The following is a 12,241-nucleotide window of genomic DNA, read 5'->3' on the forward strand; positions in this document are numbered from 1 at the left end:
TAACACGGCATACCTCAATGTTTTTTAATGAGCCTTTTCCCAAAATTTATAAACATGCAAAGGATCGCCGTTCAGACCATAAATACGGATATTTCCAGTTTCCTTTGCATCAAGATCGGAACAAAAGCGATAATAGGGTTTAAATTGATTAACCCACCACTTTAACGGCTTCAACGTCATGTGATCAGGCGTCATAGCCGTATGGTTTATCAAATGGATCATATATTTGCTATTAAGGCGCGCCATTTCACTTACAGTTCTCTTAATATCTTTGAGTTGAATATGCTCCAACACATCAGTTGTGACTAAGCAATCGAAGTTATCGCTCGATTCAAATGGAATATCTGTCATTGAGCCCTGACGGATATATGCTTTTACTTCAGGTATCACAATGCGATCTAAGTCTGGAGAAATCTCGAAGCCCCAAGCATCCACTCCAAGCTTTCTGAAAGCCAAGACAGCCATCCCAGATGAACATCCTCCCACCAATAACTTTTTGATATCAGGTAGAGTCTGGATTATTGCTCTAGCATGTGCGAGCTTGATGATATCATCAGACTCCCAACTAATACTAGTTTCCTGTGATTCACCATACCCGGCCATTTGATGATATTGTGCAACATAAATTGCATCAATTTCACTTTGGGTTAAACGGTTTTTTCGCCAGGAAAAAAAATCGTATTGAATCTTTCGCATAAATGGAAGTAATCCTAGTTTGTCTAGTGTTTCCAAAATGATAGTTTTAAGATGATTCTGATTCATTGTCATAAAGAATTAAAAGATGATACTTATTTTTTAAATATTTTATGGTATCCGGTTAGTTATAAAAAAGTATAATCATTTTGAGAAAATTACTATTTCTCGATTGATCTATATACTATTGAATTGGTTTCCGTTCCTGATATAATATTAAAGATTGAACAATGATTAAAAGCGGTAATAGTCTGATAAAGTATAATGGTATATCATAAAAGAATCGCCTAAGGCGAGGCAAGTGCCAAGCAGTCCGAAATAAATAATCACACCTCCTCCCCCGAAAGATCTAAAACCCCATAGAATTCGCTGAAGTATTCCTACAAATAAAAAACCAAGTATTACGGCCAATAATCCACCTGCAAAGTACAAATATGTAACAGGACTCATGCCAACACTGTTATGAAAATCATGCATTAAAACAACTCTATTATACCAGATTCCAAGATCTCCCAATGGCTTTCCTGACCATATAAATCTTGGAACTATAGCATGAATTGGCGCAAGAAAAATATTGTTTAAAAATTGGGGACTTTCTGGTGGTAATTGACTCTTATCTGCGTATTCAATTCCAAATGAAGCAATCTCAGTCAAATTAAGCCGAGCAAGAAAGGGGGTCCACACTTGATATACAGAAGCAAAACTTACATCATTAGACTTTGCTCCTTGTACTAAGACGCCAGCAATTCCTCCTATACTGTTATCAGTATTCCCATAATACTGCTTTAATGCCCGATAAGGTTCTATTACAAGATATGCAACCACCATAAAGGTACAAGAGATTAATATCAGATTCAGTGGAATTCGCCGCCGCTCATTATAAAAAGCGAGACCTACAATTATAAATGGTAAAACAATGGCAAATTTAAAGCCTGACAAAAAACCAAAAACCACTTCAAAAATTAAAATTAGTACTAAAATAAACTGGTCTGAATTCGATGCCACTTTTTTATGAAAGACGCTTATAGCAATGCTTAACAAGGATAATTTTCCTAAACTTTCCAATAGAAATATGAACTGTGAACTATTATTGAATCCTGAAATGGTTTCCATAGAACTAGAATAACCATAAATTCCTTGAGAAACCTGATATAAACGAATTGCAAATACACATGCAATAAATGAAAATAAAACAGACTTCCGGATTTGAAAAGAAGAGGAGATAAGATTATTGAAAATATTAGAATGTATTAGTCTATTTTCAAGGTTTTTTGCAAAGAGACTATTATAACCTACCCACACATGGCAATAGCAGCAAAAATCACTAAAAACATCATTTTATTCATCCAAATTGTCACTTCTCTATCAACCAAAATCACATTTGAAACACCAAAATAGAGTGAGAAAAGTAATAACGAAGACAAGAATACAGGAGATAATAAATACCTGTCTGGACTATGTCGCTTCAAATTCAATACTTCAAAATACAGATAAATTAACAAAAGTAATGTGTAAAAAAATAAACCCAGGCCTTTTGTTATAAAATTTCCAGAAAGTGTAATATTTACAATTAGCGTTAAGCAAATCACAATTACTCTTAATGCAGTTGAACGTTTATTAACTTTCATTAATCAGGATACTTTATTCAATTTATAGTTATTATGTCAGAAAAGGTGAGGAACTAATCCCTATTGATATTTGATCGATTTGATTCCATCAGCATACGGGCTTTCGCAACTGTGGTATTGGCTTTGGCCCAAGCTATGCAGCCAGCCTGCAACTCTTCATATCTGGCAGGCGTTAGTAGTCGGATTTTTTCTAGTAGATCATCCACTGAGTGATATGAAATACAATTTTCCGTACCTAAACCATGCGGTGCACATTTCGTGGGTTTGAGATCCAGATCTCTAAAGCATGGAACACAGCCGTTTGCAGCCAGTTCATAATGTCGTAGACAATCCCAGCCAGCTCGTTTGGTTGTGATGCCAAATCGGGAAGTTTGCAGATCTCCGTAATATTCTGTTTCGCTTGTAAAGCGATATTTAGAGGAAGTTTCAGCAAAAAGTGCTGCAACTTCGGGATCAACAATATATGCAGCAAATTCTTTTGTTTTTTTTGATAAACTTTTGACGATATGACTTTCTGGAATAGAAAATGAAATTGTACGTAAATGTAGTCTTTTATAAAAAAGGTTACAAAGTACAAATGGTAGAAGGCGATAAGTGCGGTACTTGAGTGTTGTAGGTCCCCATTCACGCTTAAAATAGATAAACTGTTTATGTGCTTTGGGCAATAACCAGTATTCAGGTCGTCTCCACCAATGGCCAGCGTAAGGTGCAATGGATTGCGTGTCTTCTCCATCCAGAAGTATGGTCGTTTTAGGTTGCAACCATGGGAGCCAGTCTACAAAAATCGCATAACTTCTTTGTATGTTGCCAAAAATAACCAGATCAAAAATCCCAGAGCGAAGACTGTTCAAAATATCAAAACGATCTACATCAATGTCATCTAAAGTCTTATAAAGGGTAAATCCATGGCCCCTGACTTTTGAAAAACTTGCATCAGAACAGTTTTTATATAGAGGTTCACATTTAGGATAATCCACTACACTACTGCCATAAAGTGACCGCAGACCGTGCAATATTCCATCGGCAAGATAATCTTCCGAAGGACCAGTTATAAATAAAATTGAAGGTGCTTTGTTCACTTTAAAATCATTAATAAGAAAATATATAAACGAGCCATTGTGTACTACAATAGCTTTGTAGCAGCTTAAAGCAGCTTTATACTAGCATTTATCAACCTACGTCTTACTATCAAAGCCAATTTCCATGACCTTGCAGCTATAGCAAAACTTACATGCCGCATAATTTCTACTATTAAAAGTAAATAACGGCCATGATAATGGCGTAACCGTGCCTCCCAGAAAATGCGCTCAAGAGTACGTTGTTCTTCCCAAAAGGGCAGAGTAAACTCTCTTGGCACTATGTTTTTGCTCGGCAGGGAAATAAGAGGTTCATTAATATAGGCAACATAGTATCGTTCAGCAAGACGCATCCACATATCAACATCCGAAAAAAATCCGAATCGTTGATCAAAAAAGCCTACATCTTTATAAACTGAGCTTCGTGCCATCACTGTGCCAAATACAGGTGAACCAAACCGCCAGCGTTTAAAAAAAATACCTTCTAAGAGAATATGACCAAGAAAACATTCTGGTAGTGGCTCTCTATTGATTTTTCTTTTATTTCCATTAATGTCAAGTTCACAGTTTGCGTTGAATACAAATGCTGCCTGTGGATAAGCGTCTAAAGCTCTTGTCCACTTCTCTAAAAGGGTTGGATCGTATAAATCCCCATCGAAAAGATCTGCTATATATTCTCCTGATGCATCAGCAATACATGCATTTAGATTGCCGGTCATGCCTAAATTTCGTTCATTACGCCGGTATCTGATCCTCGAATCCTTCTTCGCGTACTCAAGACAAACTTGTAGCGTATTATCAGTGGAACAGTTATCGCTGATTATTAATTCAAAATCACGAAGAGATTGAGCGAGAATTGTATCTAACGTACTTGGAAGGTACTTGGCGCGGTTATAGGTAAGCAAACAAACAGATACTTTTGGCATAATCTTTATATTATCATTTTAAGCTTTTAAAAGTCAGGTTTATACCATCCTGAACATCAATTTTCGGCATCCATCCAGGTACAATCGACCCTTTTCCCCAGGGAATCATTACTTCCCGATCCCGATATGGCTTTTCTCCCCAATTGATATTAAGTTTAAAACTTGTCGCTTCTTCAAAAATAGCTGCCAATTCTTTAAGAGTATATAGTTTTTCTGCCTTTACAGCATAAACTGCACCATTGGAAATATCTGGATGATCGGTTTGAAGATGGTTTGCAAGCAATAAAAAAGCATCTACAATATCATCGATATATGAAATATCAATGAGTTGTTCACCTGCAGACATATCTAACGATTCACCACTTTTAGCAATCAGTTCCCATAAGTTAAATATTTTAGGTCTGGTATCATCTGGTCCATAAGTGTCGCAAAGCCGGAGTGTGGCGAATTTGATTTGATTCGTTTCTATATAATATTTGGCAATACTTTCGAATGCCTGTTTGGTTGCTGCATAAAGGTTTACCGGTGAGTAATCAGCATTTTGATAGTTCTGCCAAAAGGTACCTGTATTAATAAACCATTTTAACTTGGCTTGCGAAGCACATTCAAGAATATATGTACTAAACCTTACATTAGAATCAATTAGCTTTACTGCATCTTCAGGTTTATGTATGGTAAGATAAAGAGAAGCTAAATGAATTATTCCGTCAAAAGATTCCCTGATTAAGTATTCAGTATCCTTCGGAATGTTTGTTTCGTTTAGCTTGTAGGTAAAAACCGTATCATCAAAGGGAGATTGTTCTTCTCCAAACAAATTTATTGTTATCTCATGATCTTCCTCAACGAGCTTTTTAACCAAATGTTTGCCGATAAAACCTGTTGCTCCTGTAATAAATATCTTCATCACTCAAAATTAAAATTTGTATCCGCAAAATCCGGGAAACTTAAATCGCGCTCATTCATAATTGGGTTTACGATGCCCCAGTCCATTCCAAAAGAGTTGTATTTTATGCCTTTGTCGCAAGCATTGTTGTAGCATGAGGTTTGTAAATAGGTAACCATTGTATGGTCATCCAGACTAAAAAAACCATGTGCAATGCCAACCGGGATATAAATCAGGATAGGGTTTTCGGTATTTAATTCGATGAAGAAATGCTGCCCAAAAGTTGGGGACGATTTACGAATATCGAGTACCACATCTATGATAGAACCCTGATTCACATAAACTAATTTCGTATGCTCGGCCGGAGGGATCTGAAAATGCATGCCACGGATAACGTTTTTATGAGAAATGGAATAATAGCTTTCTTTGAAGTTGGTTTTCAATCCGTTTTCAGCAAAGAAATCTTCGTTAAAAACTTTAATAAAACTGCCACGGTTGTCTTTGAATTCCTTTAAGTGAATGAGTTTAAGTCCGGGGATTGGGGTATTTTCTATGTACATATTTCACGAATTTTGACGAATTACACTGATTATTCCCAATCGTCGGTTAGCACATTTTGTTGAGGGACATCTTTAGTAATCAATGCTTGTTTAAAGGCTTTGATCATAGCTGGTGGGCCAGAGATAAAGTAGTTCGAATGAATGCCGTTGTCAAGGAAAATTTCCTCTATGTCTATAACACCATCAGTTTCTTCAATGAATGATTTCACGAATGAAGACGAATTACATTCATCCGAATTGCACGAATTATTACGAATTTCACGGATTTGGTTCATCCTGCCAAGTTCTTCGTGGTAAATGTGATGATCTTTTGAACGAAACCCGAGATAGACGCGTGGGTTGATGTATTCGTTGAATGATTCGTGGGTGAAAAGGGAGAGGAAAGGGGTAATGCCTGTTCCTCCGGCAATGAATACGGTGTTTGTTTTGTTGTGTGGCTGTGTAAACAGGTCGCCATAGGGTAGTTTGAGCCATATTTCGGAGCCAACCTTTAGTTGTTCTCCCATTTGTTTGGTAAACTGACCTTTTACCGCGTATGTTATTTTTATTGTTTTTTCATCGGGGCTGCTCTGCATCGAAAAGCATCGGGAGTCGGGCCATTGGCTTGTACCATCGTAATCTTTATCGATGGCAATGTGAAGAAATTGACCGGGATGATATTTGTATTTCCCGCTTAAGGAAGCGAACTCGAGGGTATAAATACCTTCTAAAGGGTTAATTATTGAGATAAGCTCTGATTTATATTTTTTTTGTAACATACGAATTGTACAAATTTTTACGAATTACACGAACGTGCTAATTGACAATTCGTTTATAGGTTAAGGATGGAGCGCCAAAATTTACTAAAATACCTAATTTGAATTGGGTTGCTGTTACGTTGTTCACTGTTTGAAGGTGATCGGCCTCGATTAGAAATTTGGTGGCTTTCAGTTCAATAATTATCGCATTAAAACAGACAAAATCAGCAATGAAATATTTTTTCAACGGCTGATCATCATAAAAAACTGGCAACTTTTTTTCTCGTTCGTATGGGATGCTCACTTTTTTAAATTCCAATTCAAGGGCTTCTGAATAAACACTTTCAAGAAAACCTGAGCCAAGTTTTTTGTGGACTTCCATGCAAGCCCCGATGATCTTGTAACTTTCCTCTCTGTAGAGAATTTCAGTCATACCACTTCGTGAAATTCGTCTTAATTCGTAAAATCTGATAAGAACGAAGTGAGTACCTTTTCTGAATAATCAAACATCTCCTTCGTTAACCCGGGGTAGGTCCCCAAGAAAAAAGTGTTGTTCATGATGTAATCGGTGTTATTCAAGTGTTCAGCAATACGCCAATGTCGATTCATAAAGCCGGGCTGTTTGGTCATATTACCTGCAAAGAGATTTCGGGTTTCAATGAGGTTGTCGTTCAGGTGCCGTGCGATTTCATCCCGAGTGAAAGGTGTTCCTTCTTTCAGAGTTACAATAAATGCAAACCATGCCGGATCAGCACCTTCAGTTGCTTGTGCCAGGATGAAATATTCGGGGTACTTCGAAAAGATTCGAGTCCATTCTTTGAAGTTTGCTTTTCTACGGTCGCAGAATTCAGGAAGCTTATCAATCTGGGCTGCACCGATAGCGGCTTGAATGTCGGTCATCTTCAGGTTATAGCCGATTTCGGAATATACGTATTTGTGGTCGAAACCCAAAGGCAGATTCCCGAAATGCTGAGAGAAACGTTTACCACAGGTGTTGTTCTCACCACCGGCACAATAACAATCGCGACCCCAGTCGCGGAAGGCACGAACCAGTTGAGCCAATTGAGGATCGTTGGTACAGATTGCCCCGCCTTCACCAGTTGTGATGTGGTGGGCAGGGTAAAAAGAGATGGTTGAAAGATGACCAAAAGTGCCTGTTTTCTTTCCTTTATAAGCACTTCCAAATGCATCGCAATTGTCTTCAATAACCCACAGATTATATTCATTGGCCAATTGCATCACAGCATCGAGGTTAAAAGGATTGCCTAACGTGTGTGCAATAAAAATACATCCGGTTTTTGGAGTGATGGCTTTGCGCATCATTTCAACATCAATATTGTAAGTTGGAATTTCAACATCTACAAATACCGGAATTAAACCATACTGAATGATAGGCGTAACAGTAGCGGGGAAACCTGCGGCTACAGAAATTACTTCATCACCAGGCTTAAGCCTTTTTTCGCCCAGTTTTTCAGAAGTCAAGGCTGAGAAAGCAAGCAGATTAGCCGAAGATCCTGAGTTGGCGAGCAGTACATGCTCTATGCCAAGAAATTCGGCTATTTTTTCAGCAAATTCTTCAGAGAATCTGCCTTCTGTCAGCCAAAAATCAAGGGAAGCTTCTACCGCATTAACCAATTCCTGATGATCAAATACCCTTCCGGCATAATTTACCTTTGATTTACCCGGGACGAATTCTTTTTCGGAAAATCTTGCCTGATAATATTCTACGGTTTTGGTGACTATCTCTTTTCTTAGTTGTTTAAAATCTGTCATTTTTTTATTTCACGAATTATGACGAATTATACGAAGGAATCCTTTAGTTGTTGCACTTTTTTTTTATTACTTTATGAAGTTATTTATAAAACTCATCAATTTGTTTCTCAGAAACACTTCTTACATCTTCTCCATTTAACCAGGCTTTGTTCCAGTCGACGATGGATCTGAGGGTGGTTTCGATATCCCATTTTGGAATCCATCCAAGTTCAGCTTTCGCTTTTGAACAGTCCAATTTCAGATAACTTGCTTCATGTGGTTGAGGAGTACTGTCTAATTCATAGGCAGCGCCATTACTCCAAAGTTCACATATTTTATGGGTAATCCATTCTACATTTTTAGCGTCACTGTCATCAGCTCCGAAATTCCAACCTTCTGCAAAAGCAGGTCCGGCCGTATAGAGCTTTTCGCACAATGCAAGGTAACCGGATAAAGGTTCCAGTACATGTTGCCAGGGTCGAATGGCATAAGGACTCCGGATTTTTACTTTCTCCCCACGCATTATTGCACGGATAAAATCCGGTATAAGCCGGTCGTCGGCCCAGTCGCCCCCACCTATAACATTACCGGCACGTGCAGAAGCTAAAGCAACACCATGATTCTTATATTCTTTAGGATTAAAAAAAGAACTTCTGAAAGAGGCTGTTACCAGTTCAGAGCAACCTTTGCTGTTCGAGTAGGGGTCATAACCGCCCATTGGCTCATTCTCACGGTATCCCCAATGCCATTCCTTGTTTTCGTAACATTTATCAGTGGTAACATTGAGAATTGCCTTCACACTGCCCACCTGCCTGGCAGCATCAAGCAGATTCACTGTTCCCATCACATTAATTTCATAAGTTTCGCGTGGATTCTTGTAAGATTCCCTTACAATTGCCTGGGCGGCCATGTGGATGATAACCTCAGGCTGTACTTCTTTGAGTGTTTTTAGTAACAAATTGTAATCCCTGATATCTCCGATAGTAGAAGAAACAAGTTGGTCAACTTGTGCCAGTTCGTATAAACTTGGGGTTGTATGAGGCTTTAATGCATAGCCATACACATCAGCTCCTAATTTATGGAGTAAAAGGCAAAGCCAAGAGCCTTTGAAACCAGTATGGCCGGTTACCAGTACCTTTCGTCCTTTGTATATATTGCTGTATAAATTATCTTTCATTATAACTATTCGTTTAATTCGTTCAAATTTGTGTAATTCGCGACATTACCATTTGATCCATGGTGCTTTATTTTTTTCAATTAACTCTTCCATTTGACTTTTGTCACGTTGATTGTCCATTGGCTTCCAAAAACCATGATGTTTATAGGTATATAGCTGATTATCCTTTGCAAGATTCTCAAGCGGATCTATCTCAAATATTGTTTTGTCTCCCTCTATGTAATCAAAGACCTCAGGCTGACAAACAAAAAAACCGCCGTTTATCCAGGATCCGTCGCCTTTAGGTTTCTCCTGAAAACTTTTAACTTTAAGTGATTCATCTATTTCAAGAGCACCAAAACGGCCTTCCGGCAGCACAGATGTCATGGTTATGAATTTCCCGTGATTCATATGGAATTCAACAAGTTGATTTATATCAACATCGCCAACCCCATCACCATAAGTTAGCATAAAAGGTTCATTACCCACATATTCTTGTGCTCGTTTTATACGCCCACCTGTCATGGTATCCAATCCTGTATCTATGAGAGTTACCTTCCAGGGTTCTGCATAATTATTGTGGTGCGTTATCGTATTAGAGGTCATATCAATAGTCATGTCAGCCATGTGCAGGAAATAATGCGCGAAATATTCCTTGATCATGTATCCTTTATATCCGCAAAGAATGACAAATTCATTAAACCCATATGAGGAGTATATTTTCATGATATGCCACAAGATGGGTTTACCACCTATTTCAACCATAGGTTTTGGCTTAAGGGCTGTTTCTTCGGATAGGCGGGAGCCAAGGCCGCCGGCTAAGATTAGAACTTTCATGAGGTTATAAGTAAAAAGGTAAAAGTAAAAAGAAAAGGTGGTTATTAAGTAGTATGATGACTGTTGGCTTTTATTGAACTAAAAGTTAACATCGCTATTCACCAGTCACTCCCCACACCACTTTATCCACAATCCTGGTGTAGCTCTGGATGATCTTTACAACCTTTACCGATACATTGGCATCGTTGTAATCAGGGATAGCCGCGAATAGTGACTAGGTGATTTCAGCCCCCTCCCTGGCCCTCCCCTGTTCCTCGCGTACGCGGGGACATGCGGGGGAGGGGAACGTTAGAGCTGTTAGATTTGCTAAATTCTCAATTTCCCAATCCTTATAACTTTTCAATTTTTCCTTTCACCTTTTCACTGTTTCACTGTATCACTATTCCACATCATTGAGTCTTAAGAACTCTTTTCCTGATCCACAGTGCAAATAATGGATCAGAAAGAATATACCGCTCATCACTATTTTTAATAATGAGTCCTGTCCCTTTCAGAACTTTCAGGGTTCGGGAAACATTGATGCTTTTATAATCAATCCTGGAATAAAGAGAACTGGCGTCTTCTGCTATTTTCAGGACGACCAGGCGATGCTCCCGTCTTTTAGATGTTTCTTCCCAAAGTTTTTCCAGGTAGTTTCGTTCATGCAAAAGCAATTCTTCCAGGATCGTATCCAGATCAAGTTTAAATGATAAAGGTGATAGCTGGTGCTTGATATAAATTTGTTGAAGGATTAGCTGGGTATAGTAAGGATGACCATTCGAAAAATCCAGAATGGAATTTATAAATTGATCCGTCACACTAATATTCAATTCATGAAACGTCCGTTCAAGATATTTACGAAAATCTTCTTTATGGATAAATCCAATTTCAATAATTCTTGCAAGCCGGTAAAAAGGTGAATTCTTTTTCAGGAAAAGGGAATCCATCATCGATTCTGAGCTGCCGGAGAAGATAAAGGCTGTATTTTTCTGTAGTTGAATTTTCGAACGGAACAATTTTACGATACGGTCACCATCCAATTTGCTGATATCACCGAATTCATCCAATCCACAAAAAATTTGCTTTTGATATTTATGACTGTATGATTCAATGAAATCGATGCTTTCAGATAGCAGTTCCCAATCATCGGTTTCAGGAGAGGCATAACTTAGGACAAACTCGAATTCCTCAACTACTTGTTTCAATTCAATATTTTTAAGGACCTGGCCGATATTTTTGCCAAACTTACGGAAGACCTTATCTAGCTTTTTATTCGCCAGAACAGTTGCCGTGATTTGCTCTGATAATTGTCTGAGATCAGGAACCGCAAAAAGATCGACATAAGTTGTAAAATGATGATCTTTTTTTAATCTATCAAGAACTTCAAGTACAATCGAAGTCTTCCCAAAACGCCTGGGCGCAATCAGGACAATACTTTGCCCCTGCCGGAGCAAAGTCATTATCAAATCGATCTCCTTTTCTCTGCCGATCAGGTCCTTACCAGTAACCGGTTTGCCTGCCTGAAGTTTCATAGTATCAAAGATAATACAAAAAGTGTCTCATACGACATTTGTACTATTATAAAACCACAGATTATTACTTTCTCTTTCCATACCGTTCCACTGTTCCACTTTCCAGAGGTGACTGGGTGAAAAGGTGACTAAGTGACTAGGTGACATGGTGACTAATTGAATAAATTACCAAGTTACCCTGTTACCTTGTTACTCAGTTACCTAGTTACCATGAGACTGGGTGACCGGAAGAAAAGGTGACTAAGTGACTAGGTGACATGGTGACTAATTGAATAAATTACCAAGTTACCCTGTTACCTTGTTACTCAGTTACCTAGTTACCATGAGACTGGGTGACCGGGTGACTCAGTGACTCAGTGACTCAGTGACTAGGTGACTGTTTTTGAGATTCTTTAAGGGATCGTAATAAACCGGAAAGTTGTCCTCCTATAATTTTCATTTCATTTTCAAAATCTTTAAATGTTTCTTCTGGCAAAAATGAA

Annotated in this window: 13 protein-coding genes; all 13 read right to left on the minus strand. The window is 38.2% G+C overall.

Annotation, left to right across the window (positions count from 1 at the left end; all coding sequences use genetic code 11):
- Nucleotides 1–24: 24 nt before the first annotated feature.
- The 13 genes from M0Q51_14390 to M0Q51_14450 all read right to left on the minus strand — a co-directional run bounded on the left by M0Q51_14390 (nucleotide 25) and on the right by M0Q51_14450 (nucleotide 11,759).
- Nucleotides 25–732: a class I SAM-dependent methyltransferase gene (locus tag M0Q51_14390; protein MCK9401166.1), complete on the minus strand. Its 708-nt coding sequence runs from the start codon at nucleotides 730–732 to the stop codon at nucleotides 25–27.
- A 195-nt stretch (nucleotides 733–927) separates the two neighbouring features.
- A complete protein-coding gene (locus M0Q51_14395) occupies nucleotides 928–1,806 on the minus strand; it encodes a hypothetical protein (protein MCK9401167.1) in 879 nt (292 codons plus the stop codon).
- Between the two features lie 179 nt (nucleotides 1,807–1,985).
- Nucleotides 1,986–2,321, minus strand: coding sequence for a hypothetical protein (locus tag M0Q51_14400; protein MCK9401168.1), 336 nt, complete (start codon nucleotides 2,319–2,321; stop codon nucleotides 1,986–1,988).
- A 53-nt stretch (nucleotides 2,322–2,374) separates the two neighbouring features.
- Nucleotides 2,375–3,400 (minus strand): hypothetical protein, encoded by a 1,026-nt coding sequence (locus M0Q51_14405; protein MCK9401169.1) that lies wholly within the window; start codon nucleotides 3,398–3,400, stop codon nucleotides 2,375–2,377.
- Between the two features lie 65 nt (nucleotides 3,401–3,465).
- Nucleotides 3,466–4,323, minus strand: coding sequence for a glycosyltransferase family 2 protein (locus M0Q51_14410; GenBank protein ID MCK9401170.1), 858 nt, complete (start codon nucleotides 4,321–4,323; stop codon nucleotides 3,466–3,468).
- Nucleotides 4,324–4,336: 13 nt separating this feature from the next.
- Entirely contained in the window at nucleotides 4,337–5,227 is an 891-nt protein-coding gene (locus M0Q51_14415) for an NAD(P)-dependent oxidoreductase (protein MCK9401171.1), read from the minus strand.
- Complete coding sequence (locus M0Q51_14420) at nucleotides 5,227–5,766, minus strand: dTDP-4-dehydrorhamnose 3,5-epimerase family protein (GenBank protein ID MCK9401172.1); 540 nt, start codon at nucleotides 5,764–5,766, stop codon at nucleotides 5,227–5,229. Before M0Q51_14420 ends, M0Q51_14415 begins: the two co-directional genes overlap by 1 nt.
- Before the next feature lie 29 nt (nucleotides 5,767–5,795).
- Complete coding sequence (locus M0Q51_14425) at nucleotides 5,796–6,524, minus strand: FAD-dependent oxidoreductase (GenBank protein MCK9401173.1); 729 nt, start codon at nucleotides 6,522–6,524, stop codon at nucleotides 5,796–5,798.
- A gap of 37 nt (nucleotides 6,525–6,561) precedes the next feature.
- On the minus strand, nucleotides 6,562–6,936 hold the full coding sequence (locus M0Q51_14430) for a GxxExxY protein (GenBank protein MCK9401174.1): 375 nt from the start codon (nucleotides 6,934–6,936) through the stop codon (nucleotides 6,562–6,564).
- Nucleotides 6,937–6,956: 20 nt separating this feature from the next.
- Nucleotides 6,957–8,276, minus strand: a complete 1,320-nt coding sequence (gene rfbH / locus M0Q51_14435; protein ID MCK9401175.1) for a lipopolysaccharide biosynthesis protein RfbH — start codon at nucleotides 8,274–8,276, stop codon at nucleotides 6,957–6,959.
- Between the two features lie 79 nt (nucleotides 8,277–8,355).
- Nucleotides 8,356–9,432, minus strand: coding sequence for a CDP-glucose 4,6-dehydratase (gene rfbG / locus M0Q51_14440; protein MCK9401176.1), 1,077 nt, complete (start codon nucleotides 9,430–9,432; stop codon nucleotides 8,356–8,358).
- Nucleotides 9,433–9,477: 45 nt separating this feature from the next.
- Entirely contained in the window at nucleotides 9,478–10,248 is a 771-nt protein-coding gene (gene rfbF / locus M0Q51_14445) for a glucose-1-phosphate cytidylyltransferase (GenBank protein ID MCK9401177.1), read from the minus strand.
- Between the two features lie 389 nt (nucleotides 10,249–10,637).
- On the minus strand, nucleotides 10,638–11,759 hold the full coding sequence (locus tag M0Q51_14450; protein ID MCK9401178.1) for an ATP-binding protein: 1,122 nt from the start codon (nucleotides 11,757–11,759) through the stop codon (nucleotides 10,638–10,640).
- Nucleotides 11,760–12,241 lie beyond the last annotated feature (482 nt).

The organism is Bacteroidales bacterium (genome assembly GCA_023229505.1).
In the GTDB taxonomy this organism is placed as follows: Bacteria; Bacteroidota; Bacteroidia; order Bacteroidales; family JAGOPY01; genus JAGOPY01.